Source organism: Streptomyces sp. NPDC001100, from assembly GCF_053598575.1.
On sequence record NZ_JBSFKO010000031.1, the window covers coordinates 104,191 to 125,379 of the forward strand.

Genomic DNA, 21,189 nt, shown 5'->3' on the forward strand with positions numbered 1-21,189 from the left:
TTTCCATCATGCGGCCGCCCCGGGCCCACCTGTCCAATTCTTTGCCCCGCATGCCCGAGGAGTGGGACACGGCCCCTGGCAGTGTGACCTACGTCTCCGAACGTTTCCGTGCGCTGCGGCGTCGTAGAGGAAACGCGGGAAGGGGGTGGCTTGTGCTGCGCAGAATGGCCCGTCGGGTCCGGGAGGGTGATGATCCACTGGACGCGGCCCAGGAGCGGCGGGTGCGGGCGGTGCTCGCGCTCGGCGGGGTGCCGCAGGCGGATCTGCCGGACGGGGTCCAGCAGGTACGGCTGCGGTTGCTGGAGCGGGCGGCGAAGGGCGACGAGGCACCGCGCGACGTCTCGGCGTGGGCCGCGGTCGTCGCCTCGAACTTCGCCATGGACTGGCATCGGGCCAGACGCCGCCAGGAGCGGGTGGGGGAGCGGCTGGCCTCCCTGCGCCAGCTCGCGCACCCCTCCGGCGAGGACACGAGCGTCCTGTCCCTCGCGGTGGCCCAGGGCCTGGACGAGCTGCCCGACCAGCAGCGCCAGGTCCTCGTCCTCCGCTTCTTCGCCGATCTGCCGGTGCGTTCCATAGCGCACGAGCTGGGCATCCCGGAGGGCACGGTCAAGAGCAGGCTGCACACGGCGGTCCGCGCGCTGCGCGACCGCCTGCACGAGGACGAGGTGGTGTGACGTGGCCACGCAGAACGAGGAGTACGACGGCGTGGACGCGCTGATGGCCGCGATCACGGGCGAGCCGGTGCCGGAGGCGGCCCGCGCGGACGCCGCCTACCTGGCCGAGCACCGGGCCGCCACGGTCGATGTGGCGCTGTTGCGGGAGCAGTTGGGGATCATCGCAGAGGCGCTGGCCGCACCGCCGCCGCGACCGGAACCCGCGCCCGTGCGCACACCGCGTCCCGCCCGGCGGCGGCATCCGGCCCTGCGTGCCCTCGCCTACGGCACGCTCGCGATGGCGGTGGTGGCGGGGATGATCACCGGGCTCGCCTGGCTGGTCGCGCACAACGGGGGCGCGAACTCCGCGTCGAGCAGCAGCGCGGACTCCGGGTCCAAGGTGGCGGGCGGCTCCGGCGGGGGCTCCACGGCCCCGAGTCCGCTGTCCGACCCCGCCTTGTACGTGGCCTGCTCCCGCCTGCTCGTCGAGGGGACCGTGACCGAGGTGCGGCCGGGCTCGGACCCCCGCAAGCGGATCACGCTCGCCGTCACCCGCTCCTACCGGCCCGCGCACGGCCCGGCCCACGTCACGGTCGTGCTGGCCGCCGGGACGAGTCCGGCGCCGCGTCAGGGGCAGCATGTGCTGGTCGGTGTCCCGAAGGGCTCGGACACGGCGAACCTGTGGACCGTGGGCGACGACGCCGTCGCCGCGGACCGGGCCGCGATCGTCGAGGCACTCACCGGAGCCGGCGCGGGCACGGCCGCCTGCCCGACCGGCTGACAGCGAGAAGGGCGGGCGCCCGCACGGACGCCCGCCCCCTCATCGCCGTACCGACTGCTACGGCGTGACCTTCTCGATCTTCACGCTGCCCAGGCCCGCGACCGTGCCGTGGGCGTTGACCAGCTGGACCCGGCCGAAGAACTCACGGCCCGCCGGAGCCGCCGCGAGGGCGGTGACGCTGCCGGAGACGGTCGCCGAGGCGCCCGTCGCGAGCTTGACCGGCGTCGAGTCGTCGACGGTGACCGTGCCGAGCGCGGCCGAGTAGAACACGTCCAGGTAGTCGTAGGCGGTCGAGCCGGACGGCACCGAGTAGCCCGCGACCTCGATCGTGTAGGTCCCGGCGGCCGGGTTGGCGACCGAGACCGCCTCCTCCGAGTCGCCGTCGGCGGACTGGCCGACGACCGTACCGGCGGCGTTCTTCACCGTCAGGTCCAGGTCCGCCGCCGTGTCCGAGACGTTGCCGATGGACACGTCCAGGGAGGTGGCGCCGGCGGGCACGTCGACCGTGGTGGTCTGGGTGACGCCCTCGGTGATGGTGGGCCGCGCGGTCAGCGAGGAACCGAGCGGGCCGCCCTTCAGCGTGCCGTCCAGCGCCGCGTACCTGTTGGTCACCTTCCACGAGGCGGTGGCCGGGACGCCGACCTTGGCCTCGGGCACGGTCACGGTCTCCGGGTCGAAGGCCGCGCCGAGGACGGTGGCGTCCAGCTTGTACGGGTTGTCGAGCAGCGGCGAGGTACGGCGCGACTCGACCTCGATCTCCCAGACACCGGCCTGCGGGTCGGCGTACGAGCGCACGTCGGGCTTGCAGCCGTTGCCGTCGAGGTAGTTGTTGTAGCAGTACGGGGTGCCGGTGTCCTCGACCGGAACGCCGTACGGGTGGATGGAGATGAACCGCGTCTGGCTCTTGTCCTTCAGCCCGCTGATGGCGACCTCGAAGGCCTTGGCGCCCTCGGGAACGGTCAGGAAGTACGACTGCGTGCTGTTGCGCTGCACCGAACTCGACTTGGAGTAGGTGTAGTTGACGGGAGTGGAGACCACGACCGTCGTCAGGATCTGCTTGTCGACGCCCTCGGTCTTCGGGTCGTCGACCTCAAGGATCGCGCTCTTGATGCCCGAACTCTTCGGCGCCGCCTGCACCTTGACGGTCACCGGCTGGTTCAGCGGCAGCTTGACCTCGTCCGAACCGACGATCCGGAAGGTGCCGCCGGCGTTGTTCGCGATGCTCAGCTCGTGCCGAACGGCCTTGTCCGCACCGGTGGTTCGCGTGATGACGACGTCGTACGTCTTCTTCGCGCCGGCCTTGAGGCCGCCCTCGCGGTCGTACAGTCCCGTGCCGAAGCCCGGGGTCTTCAGCGCGTAGTCGATCGCGGTGTCGACGGGGGCCTTGACGGTGTAGTCGTGGGCGGTGGCGCCGTCCCTGATGGACTGCCACGCGTCCCCGATGTCGATGAGGCCCGCGCCCTCCTCGTAGGCCTGAACACCCTTGATGTGATGGGCCGTTGAGGTCAGCGCGGTGCGCAGCGTCGCCGGGGTGAGGGCGATGTGCTTCTGCTTGGCGGCGCTCAGCAGCAGCGCCGAGGCGCCCGCGGCCTGCGGGGAGGCCATCGAGGTGCCCTGGAGCATCGAGTAGCCGGCCGGCAGGGTGTAGCCCGCCTCGGCGACCGGGGAGCCCGGCAGCCAGGTCTGGGTGGAGTTGATCGAGGCACCGGGCGCGACGAGCGTCGGTGTGAAGCCGCCGTCCTCACGCGGGCCGCGCGAGGAGAACGGCAGCAGCTGGTACTTCCGCTCCACCTGCGAGCCGTAGTTGGAGGCCCAGGTCTCCTTGGAGATGGCCGCGCCGACCGAGATCACCTTGTCGGCCAGGCCGGGGTCGCCGATCGTGTTGGCGCCCGGACCGGAGTTGCCGGCCGAGATCACGAGCTGCACGCCGTAGGTGTCGATGAGCCGCGTGTACAGCTCGGCGCGCGCGTTGTTGCCGTCGTTCAGCGCGGGCAGGCCGCCGATCGACATGTTGACGATGTCGACACCGCGGTTGGCGACGAGGTCGATCATGCCCTCGGTGAGCGCCACGTTGGTGCAGCCGCCGGTCCAGGTGCAGGCGCGCGAGGAGACGATCTTCGCGCCCGGGGCCGCGCCGTTCATCCTGCCGCCGAACAGGCCGTTGGCCGCGGTGATACCGGCGACGTGGGTGCCGTGCTCGGACTCGATGACGCCGATGTTGACGTAGTCCGCCTTCGCGCCGGAGGCGTTGTAGACGACGTCCTTGCGGATCTCGACGACGAACGGGACGCGCTCGACGACGTCGGTCGCAGGGTTGTCCGTCCCGAAGTAGCCGATCTGGTAGCCGTCCTTGTACGGCTTCATCGGGGTGTCGTCGGTGAAGTCGAGGTTGTCGTTCAGGTCCACGCGGACGGTGCCGGCGGCCGGGTCGTAGAGCACGCCCCAGGCGTCGGTGGTGTCACCGTCCCGGTTCAAGTCGCCCTTTTCGTCACCGCCCGCGGTGGCGGACTCGTACATGTAGTTGAATTTGTAGTCGCCCGCGGGGGCCTTGAAGGCCTCGGTGCCCTGGCTGGCCGTGGTGATGGAGAAGGACGGGCCGGCGACCGCCGTGGTCATCCGCCGCCAGGTGCCGTCGCCGTCGTTGACCGGGTCGGTCGAGGTGACCCAGTCCACGATCTTGCGCTCGCCGGTGGTGGTCTTCTGCAGCGCGGGGTGGCCGAGGTCGACGCCGGAGTCGAGGATGCCGATGGTGATGCCGCGGCCGTCCGCCTTCGGGTTCTTCTTCACGAAGTCGACGGCGCCCGTCTCGAAGGACGGGTTGTACGGGTTCTTGGCGGGGGTGCTCTTGCTCGGCCCCGAGTAGGTGACTGTCTTCGTCGCCCTGGCGGCGCCCTTCGCGGTGTCCGCGCTGGGGGTCGGGTCGTCGAGCGCGATCTCCTGGCGCAGGTCGATCGCGTGCACGGAGGACAGCTTCGCGGCGGCCGCGATGGCCGCGTCGGCCCTGCCCGTCGGGACGGTGGCGCGGACGTAGCCGAGCTTGTCGTAAGTACGGCCCACCGAGCCGCCCTTGACGGCGTCCAGCTGGTCGGCGACCTGCTCGGTCTGGCCCGGAGCGGTCGCGATCATCATCGTGACGTTCTTGTCGCCGTCGGCCTTGGCCGTGGCGAGCAGATCGGCGTCGTCCGAACCGAGCTTGGCGGCGGCGGACTTGACGGTCCCGTCCGTGGGCGCCGTGCTGGAAGGGGCATCTGCGGAGAAGGCCATGGGTATCGGCCCGGCCGCGGACAGCGCGGCGACGAGACCGGCGGCCACGGATATTCGAGCCACGCGTCTCTTGGGGGTGAGGGTCATCGGCATCCCTTGTAGGTGAAGAATCCAGTGCCGGACGAGCGCACAGCTTTACCCAAGGGACAGTTGTTTGGGAAGTGTTGACCGAATCGATATGGATGTATGGGGAAAACCCCATATCCGGATGGGGGTTCAGGACTCCTTGACGCGTGTGTAGTGGCGGGACGCCTTCGCGCGGTTGCCGCAGGCCGCCATCGAGCACCAGCGGCGGGTGCCGTTCCGCGACGTGTCGTAGAAGTGCAGGACGCACGCCTCGTGGGCGCAGTGGCGGATGCGGTCGGGGGCGGCGGCGAGCAACTCCAGGTAGTTGCGGGCGGCGAGCCAGCCGGGACCCCACCGGGGGTCGTCGAACTCGGGGATCTCGCCGGGACCTTCGGCGGTGAGCGTGGCCCGGACGCGCCCGTTGCGGAGTACGGCGTCGACGAGCGGGGCCCCCTCGCGCAGTGACCCGTCGACGGCTGTCCTCAGCGCCTCGCGGGCCTGGAGGGTGTGGCTCAGCATCCTGGTGTCGGGGAAGTACCCGCCGTCCAGCCCGTTCGCGGCCAGCCACACGCCGAGCCCGTCGACGTCGGTGAGCAGGTCCTGGACGGATCCCTCCTTCATCCACCGTGTGTTGAGCAGGTCGAGCGCGAGCGGTTCGCCGACGAGCGGGCGGGGGTCGGAGGTCGTGGCCACGGAGATGCTCCCTTCTGATCTAACCGGTCAAGACTACGTGACCGGTTGACCCTCTCGATTCTAACCGCTAACGTCATTGACAACGGTTAGATCTGAGGAGGGCTTCTCATGACCCTGCACACCGGCCACGTCGGCCTGAACGTCACCGACCTCGACCGCTCGCTCGCCTTCTACCGGGACGTCCTCGGCTTCGCGGTCCTCGCCGAGGGCAAGGAGGACGACGACCGCCGGTACGCGTTCCTGGGCGACGGCGGCGACCACCCCGTCCTCACCCTCTGGCAGCAGGCGCAGGGCCCGTACGGCGCCGACCGCGCCGGCCTCCACCACCTCGCCTTCGCGGCCGACTCGATCGAGCGGGTCGAGCACTACGAGGAGGCACTCAAGGCCTACGGCGCCGACTTCGCGTACGAAGGCGTGGTCGCCCATCGCGAGGGCGCGGCCTCCGGCGGCATCTTCTTCCACGACCCGGACGGCACCCGCCTGGAGATCTCCGTGCCGACCGGCGCCGAGCACGCCACGGCCCCGCACGCCGAAGCCCCGACCTGCGGCTTCTTCTAGCCATGGCCGCCATGCAGACCTATCACGCGGGATCCCGTGCCGTGCAGGACCGGGCGGGAGTGCGTGACATCGCCGACCACGTCGGCCAGATCATCGGCCGGGGCATCAAACCCGTGGCCGCCGCTTTCCTCGAACTCCAGCCACTCCTCGTCGTGGGCGCCGCCGACCCGGCGACGGGCCGGGTCTGGGCGTCCCCGCTCACCGGCCCACCCGGTTTCGTACGGGCGACGGGCCCCCACCAGATCTCGGTCACCGGCGGCACCCGCCCGGCTGACCCCCTGACTCCGGCCCTCACCGACGCACGGGACCTGCCGGTCGGCACGATCGCCCTCGACCCCCGCACCCGCCGCCGTATGCGAGTCGACGGCCGACTCCGGTCCACCGGGCGGGGGTTCGCGATCGAGGCGGAGCGGGTGTTCTCCAACTGCCCCAAGTACATCCAGCGCAGAGAGTCGTACGAGACGGTCGCGGACCGCGTGCCGGCGCCCGCCCGGCACGGCGGCGAACTCACCACCGCCCAGGCCGAGTTCATCGCGGCGGCCGACACCTTCTTCCTCGCCACCGTCCACCAGCACGGCGCCGACGCCAGCCACCGGGGCGGCAACTCCGGCTTCGTACAAGCCGTTTCGCCCCGCGAGCTGACCTGGCAGGACTACCCGGGCAACGCCATGTTCCTGAGCCTGGGCAACCTCCACACCGACCCGCGCGCGGGCCTCCTCTTCCTCGACTGGACGACGGGCACGACCCTCCAACTCACCGGCGAGGCAAGGACGGAGTTCGGGGAGGACGGGGAGCGCAGGGTGCGTTTCACCCTCGAAGAGGTCATCGAGAGCGCCGCAGCGATCCCGCTGCGCTGGTCGCCTCCCGAATACTCGCCTGCCAATCCAACCCCGGCGCGCTGAGGCGCCCCGTCAGGGGCGCGGGGCCGTATCGATGTGCGGCTCCGCCGCGTGGGCGCGACCAGCCCCAACGGCGCGCAAGCCGAACGAATTCACATTGCGACCCTTCCCACAGACCACCTAACGTCTCCAGATGCGCAAAAAGCTGAGGGTCGCCGCCTACGCCGTCTGCGTCCGTGACGGCCAACTCCTGCTCGCCCGTTCCCCCGCCGAGGGCGGAGGCCACGAGTGGGTCCTCCCCGGCGGTGGCATGGACCACGGCGAGCACCCCAACGACACGGTCGTACGCGAGCTGGAGGAGGAGACCGGCTACCACATCGAGGTCACCGGTTTCCTCGGCATGGACTCGATCCACCACGTCATTCCGTGGAGCTACCGACGCAAGGTGGACCAGCACGGCCTGCGGCTCGTGTACGAGGCCCGGATCGTCGGCGGCGAGCTCCGCCACGAGATCGGCGGCTCCACCGACATGGCGGCCTGGCATCCGCTGGACGACGTGTCGAGCCTGCGCCGGGTCGGGCTGATCGACGTCGCGCTGCGGCTGTGGCGCGAGCGGCCGGCCGTAGGACGGGTCGAACGCGTCCCGGAATAGCTTCAGTACCCCGGCAGATGAACGCTGAGTAGCCGCCTCCCGGCGACTCGACGAGCGTTCACGAACGCACAGGGGGCGCCAAGATCCACGTACGGTGATCGGCGCTACGCGTTGCCGTCTCGTTTACGCGCAGGTCATCCCCGATGCCAAGCATCCAGTACGAGCGGGCAGTTCGCGACCGCGATCGAAAACCGGTCGACGCGAACACCCGCGACCACTGCCGACGCAGTTCGTACTCGGGGAGATCGCGCCATGTCGCGCACACGCTCTGTCGCCAGCTCCGCGCTGGGGGTCAACCGCCGTACCGTCCTCGCCGCCACCGCGGCCGTGTCCGTCTCCGCGGGCGTGGGCTACGCCCTGCGGCCCACCGACAGCCAGGCCGCCACGACCGACGCCACCGACGCCTCCAATGCCGCAGCCGAGGCGCCCGTGGCGCACTCCCGCGTGGCACCGGCCGCACCCCTGGCCCCGTACACCAAGGGCACCACCCTCGCCACGGTCGCCGCCCCGCGCACCCACTCCGGCTACCGCCGCCTCGGCGACGGCGCCGGCTGGAAGCGCGTCGTGCGCGCCGACCTCGCCGCCGCCAAGTCCGGGCGCGCGGGCCGCCGTACGGCACTCGCGTCGTTCGTGCAGTTCACCGACCTGCACCTGATGGACAGCCAGCACCCGCTGCGCCTGGAGTACCTGCGCTCGACCGACAAGCACGCCTGGCGCCCGCACGAGGCGCTCACCGTGCAGGGCGGGATCTCGCTGGTCGAGCGGGTCAACGCGCTGCGCGGCGCCCCGGTGACCGGCTCCCCGCTGCACTTCGTGATGACCACCGGCGACAACACGGACAACAACGCCAAGTCCGAGCTGGAATGGTTCATGAAGATCATGAGCGGCGGCCGGTTCACCCCCAACACCGGTGACCCGCGCCACTACGAGGGCGTCCAGAACAGCGGCCTCAAGCTGTACTGGCAGCCCGACTCCACGCTGCGCGACGGCGACAAGCAGCTCGGCTTCCCGCACCTGGGGGGCTTCCTGGCCGCCGCGATCCGCGAGGTCCGCAGCCCCGGCCTCAACCTGCCCTGGTACTCGACGGTCGGCAACCACGACGCGCTCCCGCTCGGCTGCTTCGGCTCCCACGCGGACCCGTACCTCACCGAACTCGCCATCGGCGGCAAGAAGTTGATGACAGCGACCGCGGCCGAGGCGAAGAAGCTCCAGAACTCCATCCGGGACGCCAAGGACCCCAAGGGCACCGGCTACCGCGACTTCCTCAAGGCCCACGCCCGCTCCGCGCGCTCGATCACCCCGGACGAGAAGCGCGCCCCCTACACCTCCGCCGAGTACCTCAAGGCCCACCTCGACCCGGCCTACCAGGGCCTCGGCCCGGTCGGCCACGGCTACTCCTCCGCGAACGTCGACGCGGGCACGCAGTACTACGCGTTCCGCATCGCCGACGACGTGATCGGCATCAGCCTCGACACCACGGACGCGGGTGGCCACTACGAAGGGTCCATCGGGGCAACGCAGTTGAGGTGGCTCGACAAGACACTGCGCGACAACAAGGACTCCTACGCGGTGATCTTCAGCCACCACACCAGCAAGACCATGGACAACACCCGCCCCGACCCGGCGCACCCCACCGAGCGCCGCTACGAGGGCTCGGCGGTCGTCTCCCTCCTCGGCAGCCACCCGAACGTGCTGGCCTGGGTCAACGGCCACATCCACCGCAACGTCATCACCCCGCACTCGGCGCCCGACGGCCGCAGCTTCTGGGAGATCTCCACCGCCTCGCACGTCGACTATCCCCAACTCGCCCGGGTCATCGAGCTGGTGGACAACAAGGACGGCACGCTCTCCCTCTTCACCACGCTCATCGAGTCCGCGGCCCCGCACCGCACCGACTTCTCCGACCTCACCCAGACCGGCCTCGCGGCCCTCTACCGCGAACTCTCCTACAACGCGCCGGGCTCCAGCACGGTCCTGGGCGGCGACGCGAAGGACCGCAACACCGAGCTGATCCTCAAGAAGGGCTGATCCTCAAGAAGGGCTGAGCCTTCAGAACGGCTGAAACACGCTCAACTGGCGTACACCGGAGCAACCTTCGTATCGCGTGGCTGTGTCCCTTCCCCCGACCGAGCCTTCGACTGGGCTCAACGAAGGGGGAAGACATGGCAGTTCGTGCGGTAGTGATGGGTGCGACGGCGGTGGCGCTGTCGGTGGCAGTGGCGGGTCCCGCGATGGCGACACCCGCCGGAGGGGACCACGCGGCGACCCGGCAGGCGATCAAGGCTGCCGTGCGGGACGGCGTACCCGGCGTCACGGCGACGGTGAAGGACGGCGGCACCACCTGGTCGGCGACCGCCGGTGTGGGCAACCTCCGCACCGGCAAGCCGCGTTCGGCCGACGACCGGTACCGGGTCGGCAGCATCACCAAGGCCTTCGTGTCGACGGTGCTGCTCCAACTGGAGGCGGAGGGCCGCCTGTCGCTCGACGACACGGTGGAGAAGTGGCTGCCGGGCGTGGTCCGGGGCAACGGCAACGACGGCGGCAGGATAACCGTCCGCCAACTCCTCAACCACACCAGCGGCATCTACAACTACACGGAGGACGAAGGCTTCGGCCGCGCGTACTTCACCAAGGACGGCTTCTTCCAGCACCGTTACGACACGAAGACCCCGGCCGGCCTGGTGGCGATCGCGATGTCCCACAAGCCGGACTTCGCGCCGGGCACGTCGTGGCACTACTCCAACACGAACTACGTGCTCGCCGGGATGGTCATCCAGAAGGTCACCGGCCACTCGTACGCGACGGAGATCCGCGACCGCATCATCAACCCTCTGCACCTGAGGGCGACTTCACTCCCCGGCACGAAGGTGACGGTGCCGAACCCGAGCAGCCGCGCCTACAGCAAGCTGGCGGAGGAGACGACGGGCCCGACGTACGACGTCACGAAGCTGAACCCGTCCATCGCCTCCTCCGCGGGCGAGATGATCTCCGACTCCGCCGACCTGGACCGCTTCTACGGCGCGCTGCTGGGCGGAAAGCTCCTTCCGGTGAAGCAGCTGAAGGAGATGCAGACGACGGTGCCGGCGGGCGACAGCCCGACCACGCGCTACGGCCTCGGCATCTCCGACATCAAGCTGCCCTGCGGTGTCCATCTCTGGGGCCACGACGGCGGTATCCACGGCTCGTCGTCGGTGGTGGTGGCGACGCCGGACGGCCGCCATTCGCTGGCGTTCAACTTCAACGGGGACTGGTCGGGGGATGCGGGGGCGGTGGTGGTGGGGGAGTTCTGCGGTCAGTAGGGCCGGGCTGTAGGGCGGGTCTGAAGGGCTGAGCCGTAGGGCGGGCTGGGCTTGCGTAAGCGGAACGGTGTTCCGTATGGTGTTCCGGAACGCCGTTCCGCTTATCTGTCGTCCGAGGAGAGCCATGCACTACCGCACGCTGGGCCGCACCGGTATCAAGGTCAGCCCCTACTGCCTGGGCGCGATGATGTTCGGGGCCGACGGCAATCCCGACCACGACGACTCCGTCCGGATGATCCACAAGGCGCTGGACGCGGGCGTCAACTTCGTCGACACCGCCGACTTCTACGGGCGCGGCGAGTCCGAGGAGATCGTCGGCAAGGCGCTGAAGGGCCGCCGCGACAACGTCGTACTGGCCACGAAGGCACACCTCCCGATGGGCGACGACCCCAACGAGCGCGGAAACTCCCGGCGTTGGCTGGTCCGCGCGCTGGAGAACTCCCTGCGCCGCCTGGGCACCGACCACGTCGACCTGTTCCAGATCCACCGCCCCGACCCCGACACGGACGTGGAGGAAACCCTCGCGGCCCTCACGGACCTGGTGCGCGCGGGCAAGGTGCGGGCGGTCGGCACGTCCTCCTTCCCCGCCTCGGACATCGTCGAGGCGCAGTGGGTGGCGGAGCGGCGCGGCCTGGTCCGCTTCCGCACGGAACAGCCGACGTACTCCATCCTCAACCGGGGCGTCGAACGGGAGGTGCTGCCGGTCTGCGAGCGCTACGGCATGGGCGTCCTGGTCTACAGCCCGCTCGCGGGAGGCCAGCTCACCGGCCGTTACCGCAAGGGCCGGACCGTCGACAGCCGCCGGGCCGCCTACGGCTTCAAGTACCTGGCCGACGAGCGCCGGCTCGACACGGTGGAGCGACTGGTCGCCCTCGCCGAGAAAGCGGAGCTGTCCCCGACCCACCTGTCCATGGCCTTCACGATCGCCCACCCCGGTGTCACCTCGGCGATCATCGGCCCCCGCACGATGGCCCACCTGGACGACCTCCTGGCCGGCGCGGAGACCGTCCTGTCCGACGAACTCCTCGACGAGATCGACGAGTTGGTCCCGCCCGGCACGGACGTCGGCACCCTCGACATGGCGTACGCGCCGCCGGCGATCCAGCGAACGGCACTGCGCAGGCGGGCACACGGGGAACGCGCGGCGGCCTGACCTGCTGTCAGTCGCGTGAGTCGTGCCGACCGCCGAACGTGCTCCAGTCCAGGCCGAGTTGGTCTCGCAGTACGGTTCCGCCCGTCGCGCCGAGTCGGATCGCGCGGTGGGAGCCGATCCGTTCGATCCGTCCGGTGTCGAAGAACCGGCCGCGGACAGCCGCCCCGGCGGCCCCGGCCAGGTGCGGACGGCGCTCGGTCCAGTCCAGGCAGCCGCGCACCGCCGGGCGGCGGGTCCGGCGCAGTGCCCCGGTGGCCACGCCCACCTCCCGCAACCAGGCCAGACCGGTGGAGGTGGGCGCCCAGCCGTCGTGCCGGACGAGCATGGCCCTGCTGGTCGTTGCGTCGGTGATCGCGACGCCCAACGCTCCGGCGACGTGGTCGTAGCAGGTCCTGGCGCGGGCCAGGGCCGCCTGTGTCGTCGCGGCGCGCAGTGTGTGCCGGCGCTCGGCCGGGGGCGGGGTGTGCGAGGCCGGCGCCTCGATCGGCTCGGCGATGCCGGTGCCGGCCGGCCGCAGGTACCCGGTGCCTGCCCTGACGCTCCTCGGCGAGCACGCCGGCGGCGACGAGCAGGTTCAGGTGCTCGGTGGCCGTCGAGCGGGCGACACCGGCGTACCGGGCCGGCTCGCCCGCGGTCCGATGGTTCGGCCGGCGTCGAACGGTCCGGCCCGCACGATGGAGCCCATGACTCCCCAGACCCCCTGGCAGACGAGGGCACGCACCGCGTCCTCACGCCCAGCATCCTGTACTTCGGCGCACCCGTCGTGGTCCTGTCCACGGAGAACGCGGACGGTACGGCGAACCTCGCACCGATCTCCTCCGCGTGGACGCTGGGCGATGTCTTCCTCCTCGGCCTCGGCGCGCGGGGCCACACCACCGTCAACCTCCGGGTCCGCAAACCGGCCGGGGAGGGGGAGGGGGGTCGTAGAAGTGTGACGGTTGGCGTCGAAGTGTCACGCTTTTGCGGAGTTGGTTCCCTGGCCGAGGCGGGCGGCTTCGATGCAGTTCGCTGTCGGCCCGAACTGGTCCGGTGACATCGATGACGCCGCCGCGGTACGGCACGGACGCCGACCCGGTCACGAGGTCTGGCTTCGGGGCGCCGTAGACGAAGAACAGAACTCCGCGCCGACGATCGACGTGTCGGACCCGGTGCTGGAGTTTCCTGTGATTTCTGCGGGGCGACATCGGCAGGACCGTCCGCGCCCGCCTCGCCACCAATTGACCCCGGGATAACCAACCGGACTCGGATACGAGACGCCCAGTTCATTCATGCGAAATGTCCGTGCCGCCTCATAACGGCTAACCCGCTGTTCACGGGGATGGCTCGATTCATACGCAAGGCGGGTGGTCGTGTGCGCGCTAGACACGAACTGCACGTGCTGTCGGTCTACGAGGGCTTCTTCTCCGGAGGAGCCCGGATCGTCCACAGCGACGTCGTTCTGGGACTGGTGGAGGGCGGTCAGCATCATTCGGTGCTGAGCATCCACGGCGAGGTCCATCGGGAAGCGACCCGACAGGCCATGGAGAACGACGCCTGCTATCAACAGCTGACCGCGGCCGGGGTCGGGGTCTCCACCCTCGGCCGTAGCCTCGGCGGCGGTGAGGGCCAGGTCAGTACCGGCTTCACCGGGCCCGAGCTCGCCGACGCGGCCCGCGCCCTGGCGGATGCCGACGTCGTCCTGTCGCTCAAGGAGCAGCCGCTCTCCCTGCTGAACCAGGGAGGCCTGCCGCGCCGCCCGGTCGTCGTGTGCCTGCATCGTTCGGACCCCGAACACCAGGGCGCCGCCCTCGACGAACTGAAGGCCGCCATCGCCGACGGCAAGGTCGTCGCCTGTGTCTGCTGCGCGGAGTCCACCCGCGACGCCTACCAGGCCGCCGGCATCCCGCCCGAGGTCCTCCACGTCATCCCCAACGGGGTCGATCTGCTGCGCTTCCGGCCCGACCCGGCCCGGCGGCTCGCCTTCCGCGCCTCCCTGGGGATTCCGGACACCGCTCCCGTCGTGGTGTTCGCCGCCCGCTACGCCACCATGAAGAACATCCCGCTCTTCCTCGGCGCCGCCCACGAGTGGCTACGGCGCGAACCCGCCGGCCACGTGGTCATGTGCGGCACGGGCATGACCGCCGAGAACCAGCCCGCCCTCGCCGCCGACATCGACGCCGCCTTCGGGCAGGAGCGGGAGCAACTCGCCTCTCGGCTTCATCTGCTCGGCGTGCGGCGGGACATGGAGACCGTCTACGCCGGGTCGGACGTCGTCGCGCTCACGTCGTCCTTCGGCGAGGCCGCGCCGCTGTGCCTCATCGAGGGCATGATGTGCGGGGCCGTACCCGTCGCCACCGACATCGGCGACAGCGCCTCCATCGTCGCCGGGCACGGCATCATCACGCCCCCCGACCCGGAGGCCGTCGCGTCGGCCTGGACCGAGGCGGTCATCGGCCGCCCGGAGTTCGCCAAGGCCCACGCCCGCAGCCGCGAACGCTTCAGCCGTACGCGCATGATCGCCTCCTACGCCGCCCTCCTGGACGGCCTCCACACCAGCCACACCACTACCAGCGCGACCCCGCCCCCTCTCCCCGAACCCCTGTAACCAAAAAAAGCAGCCACAAATGAGGAGGGACCACCGACCCCCGGTGGCCCCTCCTCTCCCCTCCTGATGCCGTCCCGGTCCGTCACTACCGGGGCAGCACCACGACATACGCGGCGGGATCGCGGTCCGCCGCCGCCATCAGCGCCGTACGGACCACCGCCGCCTGCTGCTCAAGACCCTCGCGGAGCTTCCTGGGGGTGATGTGGACGACGGTGATGCCGAGCCGTTCCAGGTGCTCGCGCTTGCGGGCGTACTCCGACCACAGCGCGTCCTCGTCCTGGCGCGGGGCGCGGGTGTCCAGCTCGACCGCGACCGCCTGCTCGGGCCAGTACGCGTCCAGGCCGCCCAGGTGCGGGCCGCCGGGCAGGCGGAGGTCCACGTTCCAGACCGGGTCGGGGAGGCCGTACTCGCTCACCATCCGGTAGAGGCGGTCCTCGGCGATCGCGCGGCCCTCGGCCAGCAGCGAGTCCACCGCGTCCACCACGTGCGGGCGGCTCAGCAGCTTCGCGTCGTTCAACTCCCGTACCACCGCCGCCGGTTCGCAGTGGCCGCCGCGCACCGCCTCGGTGAGCAGCCGGCGGACCGCGTTCGCGTCCGACAGTCCGGCCACCGCGTCCGCGACCGCGCGCGGCACCGGGGCGACCGGTACGCCCTTCACCTGTCGCGCGGCCGGGAGTGCCGGGGTGCGGAGGACGCGGGCGCAGCCCGTGGAGCGCAGCCGGCGCATCCGGGGGAGCAGGACGTCGATGTGGTCGAGGGAGGCGAGCGGCCCGGCCGAGGTGAAGCCGTACAGGGCCAGCGCGGCCAGACCGGTGACCATCGTCTCGCCGTACGTCGGCCGGTGCGGCTCCTCCGCGCCGGGCTGGACCGGGACACCCGCCGTCCGCTCCCGTGCCGCGTACGTCAGCACCGCGTGCAGCCGCTCCTCACCGGTGGGCGGACCGGAGTGCAGCAGGACGACGCCGGGGAGGAGCTGCTGCCAGGGGCCGTCGGGACGGCACTGCTCGTTCACCTCGGCGGCCGGGATGCCGTGGGCGCGGAGCTGAGCCGTCGTCAGAACGCGGCGGTGCACCTCGGAGAGGTGGCTGAGAGGGCGGGGGGAGAGGGGGGTGTTGTGGTTCATGCAACGGGGTTTCCCGCGCCGGATCCGCTCCCTAACCGCTGTTACACGCTCGTCGACAAATCCGGACGATGCGGTACTAAAGGACAGGCGTTCGGATGCCGAGTAGGCGCCGAAAACCCCTGGTCCGGATGGGGTGGACCAGGGGTTACGGCTGCGATTACCTGTATTCAGTAACGGTCACGGAGCGGCGAATCGCAGGCCAACGATCAGCCCGTCGGCCCGTCGGCCTGTCAGTTCTGAGCGCCGCGGCCCCCGTTGTCCGCCTCCTGCGCCCGCAGCGCCCGCGCCAGATCGTCCCGCGCCTCCAGCACCAGTCGGCGCAGGGCGGGGGCCGCACCCTTGTGGGAGGTCAGCCACGCGTCCGTCGCGGCCAGCGTGGCCGGGCCGTCCTCGGCGGTCGGGAACGCCGGGAACAGACCCTTCACCACATCCATCGCGATCTGGATCGACCGCTCCTCCCACACCCGCTCGATCGCCGCGAAGTACTTCTCCGTGTACGGCGCCAGCAGCTCCCGCTGCGACGGCTGAGCGAAGCCCGCGATGGTCGCCTCGACGAAGGCATTGGACAGCGCGTCCGACTCCACGACCTGCGCCCACGCCTGCGCCTTGACCGCCGCCGAGGGGCGGGCGGCGAGACAGCGGACCTGGTGCCGCTTGCCGGACGCGGTGTCGTCCCGGGCCAGCTCGGCGGCCACCACGGACTCGTCGGCAACCCCGTGCGCGGTCAGCGGCTCCAGGAACGCCCAGCGCAGCTCCTGGTCCACCACCAGCCCGTCGATCTTCTCCGTACCGTCCAACAGGCCCCGCAGCAGCGCCAGTTCCTCCGGCGCCGACGCCACCGACGCGTAGAAACGCGCCCAGGCCAGCTGCTGCTCGCTGCCGGCCTCGGCGTCCCGCAGATCCCGCTCCGCGACGTGCGCCAGCAGCTTCGCGCCGGTCTCCCGCCACCACGGCGGCGAGTAGGTGACGAGTGCCGAGTTCGCCCACGCGTGCAGCATCTGCAGCACACCGATGTCGGTCTCCCGGCGCCCGAACTGCATCACCAGGTCGATGAAGTCGGGTGCGAGCAGCAGCGCGTCCCGCGTCATGTTCCACAGCGCCGACCAGCACAGCGCACGCGCCATCGGGTCGGTCAGCGCCCCGAGCCGGTCCCGCAGGGTCGCCAACGACACCGCGTCGAAACGGGTCTTGGCATACGTCAGGTCCTCGTCGTTGACGAGCACCAGCTCCGGCGCGTCCGCACCCGCCAGCTCCACTACGACCGTCCGCGCGCCCTCGACGTCCACCTCGGCCCGTTCGTACCGGACGAGGCGCCCGTTCTCCGTCCGGTAGAGGCCCACCACCACCCGGTGCGGGCGGAGTTCGGGGTGCGACTCGGCCGCCTCCTGAAGCACCGTCAGCTCGGCGACGCGCCCGCCCTCCACGTCCAACACCACTTGCGGAGTCAGGGAGTTGACCCCGGCAGTCTGCAGCCACGACCGCGACCAGGACGCCATGTCCCGGCCGCTCGTCTCCTCCAGGACCGACAGCAGATCACCGAGGCGCGTGTTGCCGTACGCGTTCCGCTTGAAGTAGCGGCGCGCGCCCTCCAGGAACGCCTCCTGGCCGACGTACGCCACCAACTGCTTCAGTACGGAAGCCCCCTTGGCGTACGTGATCCCGTCGAAGTTGAGCTTCGCGTCCTGGAGGTCGCGGATGTCGGCGGTGATCGGGTGCGTGGACGGGAGCTGGTCCGCGCGATACGCCCACGCCTTGCGGCGGTTGGCGAAACTGATCCACGCGTCGGTGAAGCGGGTCGCGCCGACGCTCGCGAACACCCCCATGAAGTCCGCGAAGGACTCCTTCAGCCACAGGTCGTCCCACCACTCCATGGTGACCAGGTCGCCGAACCACATGTGCGCCATCTCGTGCAGGATCGTGTTGGCCCGCCCCGCGTACGACGCCTGCGTCACCTTCCCCCGAAAGATGTACTCCTCGCGGAAGGTGACGAGCCCCGGGTTCTCCATCGCGCCGAGGTTGTACTCGGGCACGAACGCCTGGTCGTACTTCCCGAACGGGTACGGGTAGTCGAAGTGGTCGTGGAAGAAGTCCAGCCCCTGCTTCGTCACCAGGAACACGTCGTCGGAGTCGAAGTACGGCGCCAGACCCTTGCGGCACATCGCGCCGAGCGGGATCTCCAGCGTCGTACCGTCGTCGAAGGTACGGGAGTAGGAGTCCGTGACGTAGTGGTACGGGCCCGCCAGGAACGCCGTGATGTACGTCGAGATCGGCTTCGTCTCGGCGAACCTCCATACGCCGTCGGCCAGTTCGCCGGCGCCGTTGCTCCACACCGTCCAGCCCTCGGGCGCCCGCACCTCGAAGCGGAACGGCGCCTTGAGGTCCGGCTGCTCGAAGTTGGCGAAGACCCGGCGCGAGTCGGCCGGTTCGTACTGGGTGTAGAGGTAGATCTCGCCGTCCTCGGGGTCGACGAAGCGGTGCATGCCCTCGCCGGTACGGGAGTACGCGCACCGCGCGTCGACGATCAGCTCGTTCTCCGCGGCCAGGTCCTCCAGCTGGATCCGGACACCGTCGAAGACCTCGCCCGGATCGAGGTCCCTGCCGTTGAGCGACACGGCCGTCACACCCGGCGCGATCAGGTCCGCGAAACTCGCCGCACCCGGCTCGGCACAGCGGAACCGGATCGTGGTCACGGACCGGAACGTCCGCGGCCCGTCCCCGTCACCGACCTCGTCGCCCACCGCGGAGCGCAGGTCGAGGGACACGTCGTACCCGTCGACGGACAGCAGTGCGGCCCGCTCCCGGGCCTCGTCGCGGGACAGATTCTCACCGGGCACGGGGGCACTCCCTCGGATGGTCATCGCTGTTGGACATCGCAGTCTGGTCAGGGCCGATCCTGCCATGCGCCCCTGACCGCGGGCACCCGGGAATGAGGTGGCGAGAAGCGGTGTTGCCGTGGGGAAACAGCCGTATTCCGAGGAGCGTCATGTCTGAGACCGCCAAGACCCCCGTGGACTTCTGGTTCGACCCGCTGTGCCCCTGGGCCTGGATGACCTCCCGGTGGGTGCTCGAAGTCGAGAAGGTCCGCGACATCGAGGTCCGCTGGCACATCATGAGCCTGGCGGTCCTGAACGAGCCCAAGCTGGACGAGCTGCCCGAGGAGTACCGCGAGCTGCTCGCCACCAAGGCCTGGAAGCCGATCAAGGTGGTCACCGCCGTCTGGCAGAAGCACGGCGCGGACGCCCTCGGCCCCTTCTACACCGCGCTCGGCACCCGCATCCACAACAACGGCGAGGGCCCCACCGTCGAGGCCATCGCCGGCGCGCTCGCGGACGTCGGCCTGCCCGCCGACCTGATCGACTACGCCGACCAGGAGGACTTCGAGTTCGACGCCGAGCTGCGCGCCTCCCACAAGGAGGGCATCGACAAGGTCGGCCAGGACGTCGGCACCCCCGTCATCGCCGTCCCCGGCCCCGACGGCGAGCAGATCGCCTTCTTCGGCCCGGTCGTCACCCCCGCCCCCAAGGGCGAGGAGGCCGCACGGCTGTGGGACGGGACCGTCGCGGTCGCCTCCGTCCCCGGGTTCTACGAGATCAAGCGCTCGCGCACCAAGGGGCCGGACTTCAGCAACCTGTAGGGGCAGCAGGGGTCAGTCGGACTTCGGCTCCGGGAGGTTGGCGCCGACATGCCGGTTGCCCCGCTGCTGGACCCGCCGGCAGTTTCCGTTGGCGCAGCGGAGGACCGCCGCCCTGCGGACGTGCTTCGGAATCTCGCCCTTGATCTGCTGCCACTCCTCGTCGGTCACCGGGTTGAAGTCCTCCATGCTGTCGCCGCAGTTGGGGCAGCGCTTGGAAACCATGGGATGTCCCCCGTCGGACGGGCCCCGACAACCGAGGCCGTGGCCTTGCGAGCATAGGTCTCACAGGGCCACGGCGGCAGCCCGGAATCCGTCCCGCCGTACTCAGTGCCGCTCCCGCCCCCGGGCCACCGCCAGCCGCGCGAGATGGTCCGCGTACCCCTTCGTGTAGTACGCCGCCCGCCCCGCGTCCGGCTCGACCACCTCCGTCGGCCGCGTCCAGACGGCTGCGTCCAGCGGAACCCCGTACCGCTCCGCCGCCGCGAGCACCGCGCCCCGCGCGCCCACCTCGCCCTCGACCACCCGGAGCGGCCGGCCCAGGACGTCGGCGAGGAGCCGCATCCAGGCGGGGCTGCGGGTGCCGCCGCCGCACACCGCCAGCGAACCCGTCAGGCCCGCCGCCTCCAGACAGTGCCGGGCCGCGTAACCGATGCCCTCGCAGGTCGCCCTGACCAGATCGGCGGGCGTCGACTCCAGGGAGACACCGGTCAGTTCGGCGCGCAGCCGAGGCTCGACGAAGGGGGCGCGCTCGCCGGAGGGTGCGAAGTACGGCAGCACCCGCACCCCGTTCGCGCCGGGCGGTGTCGCCGCCAGCAGCGCGTCCACCTCGTCGTGCCGGACGCCCGTCGTCGACAGCACCCAGTCCAACGCCGCCGTACCGACCATCGCCGGCATCGCGCGCAGCCAGTGCCCGGGGCGGTCGAGGGAGATGTACAGGCCGGCCGGTTCGCCGGAGAGGTCGAGGTCGGTGGTGGCGACCAGGCTGGCCAGGCAGGTGCCGACGATGAGGAGTCCGTCGCCGGGTTCCGTCACGCCCGCGCCGAGCGCGCAGGCGGGGAGGTCGTAGGGGCCGTTCGCGATGCGGGTGCCGGTCGGCAGCCCCTCGCCGAGGGTCTCGGCCGTCGCTACCGGGTCGCTGACCCGGGCCAGCAGACGCCTGCGGCGGGTCAGGCCGAGGAGTTCGACGACACCGTTGTCGTACGACCTCGTCCTCGGGTCGAGGAACGGCATCGAGGCGTCGGAGACGTCGGTGGTGGGAGGCGCCCCGGTGAGCCGCTGGAAGACCATGTCCTTGCAGAACAGGGCGTGCGTTGCGGTGTCCAGCGCCTTCGGCTCGTGCGCCTCGAACCACGCCAGCACCGGGCCGGGGCAGCCCGGGAACATCGCGCTGCCGGTCCGCCGGAACACCGTCTCGAAGGTTCCGTCCGCCAGCCACTGGTCGAGCAGTTCGTGTGCCCGGCCGTCCATCCAGGACACGGCCGGGCGGACGGGGCGGCCCGTTGTGTCGACCAGCCAGACGCCGTCGCCTTGGCCGGTGAGGCCGGCCAGTTCGATCGGGTCGGTTGTCGCTGCGGTGAGTTCGTCCAGCACGGCGACCACCGCCGAGTACACCTCGTCCATGTCCTGCTCGACGTAGCCGCCGTGCATCGCCAGCTCCACCGGGCGGGAGGCCACGGCGAGTTGACGGCCGGTGCGGTCGAAGGCGGCGGCCTTCACGGTGGAGGTGCCTACGTCGATTCCGATGTACATGGGGGGCTCCTGGGGGTTGGGGGGTGGGGGTGGGTGGGCGCCGGGGATGTGGGGTGGTGTGGGGTGGGCGCCGGGGAGCTGGGCCGGTGGTGGGTGGGTGCCGGGGAGCTGGGCCGGTGTTGGGTAGGCGCCGGGTGGCTG

The 21,189-nt window shown here is 70.7% G+C and carries 17 protein-coding genes; 10 read left to right on the forward strand and 7 right to left on the reverse strand.

Annotated elements, in window-relative coordinates; genetic code table 11:
- Positions 1–164 precede the first annotated feature (164 nt).
- Together ACWDEW_RS35130 and ACWDEW_RS35135 are read left to right on the forward strand one after the other, a co-directional pair.
- Positions 165–674, forward strand: coding sequence for a sigma-70 family RNA polymerase sigma factor (locus ACWDEW_RS35130; RefSeq protein ID WP_359614267.1), 510 nt, complete (start codon positions 165–167; stop codon positions 672–674).
- A gap of 1 nt (position 675) precedes the next feature.
- Positions 676–1,434, forward strand: coding sequence for a hypothetical protein (locus ACWDEW_RS35135; RefSeq protein ID WP_450518342.1), 759 nt, complete (start codon positions 676–678; stop codon positions 1,432–1,434).
- Between the two features lie 57 nt (positions 1,435–1,491).
- Here ACWDEW_RS35135 and ACWDEW_RS35140 read toward each other — a convergent pair whose 3' ends face one another.
- Both ACWDEW_RS35140 and ACWDEW_RS35145 read right to left on the reverse strand, forming a co-directional pair.
- Positions 1,492–4,785: a S8 family serine peptidase gene (locus ACWDEW_RS35140; protein ID WP_450518344.1), complete on the reverse strand. Its 3,294-nt coding sequence runs from the start codon at positions 4,783–4,785 to the stop codon at positions 1,492–1,494.
- A 129-nt stretch (positions 4,786–4,914) separates the two neighbouring features.
- Entirely contained in the window at positions 4,915–5,457 is a 543-nt protein-coding gene (locus ACWDEW_RS35145; RefSeq protein WP_450518345.1) for a CGNR zinc finger domain-containing protein, read from the reverse strand.
- A gap of 108 nt (positions 5,458–5,565) precedes the next feature.
- Here ACWDEW_RS35145 and ACWDEW_RS35150 point away from each other — a divergent pair, with 108 nt between their 5' ends.
- The 6 genes from ACWDEW_RS35150 to ACWDEW_RS35175 all read left to right on the forward strand — a co-directional run bounded on the left by ACWDEW_RS35150 (position 5,566) and on the right by ACWDEW_RS35175 (position 11,958).
- Positions 5,566–6,015 carry a VOC family protein gene (locus tag ACWDEW_RS35150; RefSeq protein WP_450518346.1) on the forward strand — a complete coding sequence of 150 codons (450 nt, stop codon included), beginning with the start codon at positions 5,566–5,568 and terminating at the stop codon, positions 6,013–6,015.
- A gap of 11 nt (positions 6,016–6,026) precedes the next feature.
- Entirely contained in the window at positions 6,027–6,917 is an 891-nt protein-coding gene (locus ACWDEW_RS35155) for a pyridoxamine 5'-phosphate oxidase family protein (RefSeq protein ID WP_450518369.1), read from the forward strand.
- 130 nt (positions 6,918–7,047) lie between these two features.
- Positions 7,048–7,506: an NUDIX hydrolase gene (locus ACWDEW_RS35160; RefSeq protein ID WP_450518348.1), complete on the forward strand. Its 459-nt coding sequence runs from the start codon at positions 7,048–7,050 to the stop codon at positions 7,504–7,506.
- A gap of 252 nt (positions 7,507–7,758) precedes the next feature.
- The gene (locus ACWDEW_RS35165) at positions 7,759–9,534 is read left to right on the forward strand and encodes a TIGR03767 family metallophosphoesterase (protein WP_450518350.1); all 1,776 of its coding nucleotides are present in this window, start codon (positions 7,759–7,761) and stop codon (positions 9,532–9,534) included.
- A 134-nt stretch (positions 9,535–9,668) separates the two neighbouring features.
- Complete coding sequence (locus tag ACWDEW_RS35170) at positions 9,669–10,805, forward strand: serine hydrolase domain-containing protein (RefSeq protein ID WP_450518352.1); 1,137 nt, start codon at positions 9,669–9,671, stop codon at positions 10,803–10,805.
- Positions 10,806–10,929: 124 nt separating this feature from the next.
- Positions 10,930–11,958 carry an aldo/keto reductase gene (locus tag ACWDEW_RS35175; protein ID WP_450518353.1) on the forward strand — a complete coding sequence of 343 codons (1,029 nt, stop codon included), beginning with the start codon at positions 10,930–10,932 and terminating at the stop codon, positions 11,956–11,958.
- A 7-nt stretch (positions 11,959–11,965) separates the two neighbouring features.
- Here ACWDEW_RS35175 and ACWDEW_RS35180 read toward each other — a convergent pair whose 3' ends face one another.
- A complete protein-coding gene (locus tag ACWDEW_RS35180) occupies positions 11,966–12,283 on the reverse strand; it encodes a hypothetical protein (protein WP_450518355.1) in 318 nt (105 codons plus the stop codon).
- A 1,050-nt stretch (positions 12,284–13,333) separates the two neighbouring features.
- On the opposite strand from ACWDEW_RS35180, the gene ACWDEW_RS35185 reads away from it, so the two are divergent.
- Complete coding sequence (locus ACWDEW_RS35185; RefSeq protein ID WP_450518371.1) at positions 13,334–14,542, forward strand: glycosyltransferase family 4 protein; 1,209 nt, start codon at positions 13,334–13,336, stop codon at positions 14,540–14,542.
- A gap of 85 nt (positions 14,543–14,627) precedes the next feature.
- On the opposite strand, the gene ACWDEW_RS35190 is transcribed toward ACWDEW_RS35185, so the two are convergent.
- Positions 14,628–15,665, reverse strand: a complete 1,038-nt coding sequence (locus tag ACWDEW_RS35190; protein ID WP_450518357.1) for a hypothetical protein — start codon at positions 15,663–15,665, stop codon at positions 14,628–14,630.
- A 230-nt stretch (positions 15,666–15,895) separates the two neighbouring features.
- Entirely contained in the window at positions 15,896–18,499 is a 2,604-nt protein-coding gene (gene pepN / locus ACWDEW_RS35195; protein WP_450518358.1) for an aminopeptidase N, read from the reverse strand.
- Between the two features lie 149 nt (positions 18,500–18,648).
- Between pepN and ACWDEW_RS35200 the strand changes: the two genes are divergently transcribed.
- Positions 18,649–19,299 carry a mycothiol-dependent nitroreductase Rv2466c family protein gene (locus tag ACWDEW_RS35200; protein WP_450518360.1) on the forward strand — a complete coding sequence of 217 codons (651 nt, stop codon included), beginning with the start codon at positions 18,649–18,651 and terminating at the stop codon, positions 19,297–19,299.
- 12 nt (positions 19,300–19,311) lie between these two features.
- Here ACWDEW_RS35200 and ACWDEW_RS35205 read toward each other — a convergent pair whose 3' ends face one another.
- Together ACWDEW_RS35205 and ACWDEW_RS35210 are read right to left on the reverse strand one after the other, a co-directional pair.
- Positions 19,312–19,521: a hypothetical protein gene (locus ACWDEW_RS35205; RefSeq protein ID WP_450518362.1), complete on the reverse strand. Its 210-nt coding sequence runs from the start codon at positions 19,519–19,521 to the stop codon at positions 19,312–19,314.
- Between the two features lie 102 nt (positions 19,522–19,623).
- On the reverse strand, positions 19,624–21,048 hold the full coding sequence (locus tag ACWDEW_RS35210; protein WP_450518372.1) for an FGGY family carbohydrate kinase: 1,425 nt from the start codon (positions 21,046–21,048) through the stop codon (positions 19,624–19,626).
- Between the last annotated feature and the right edge of the window lie 141 nt (positions 21,049–21,189).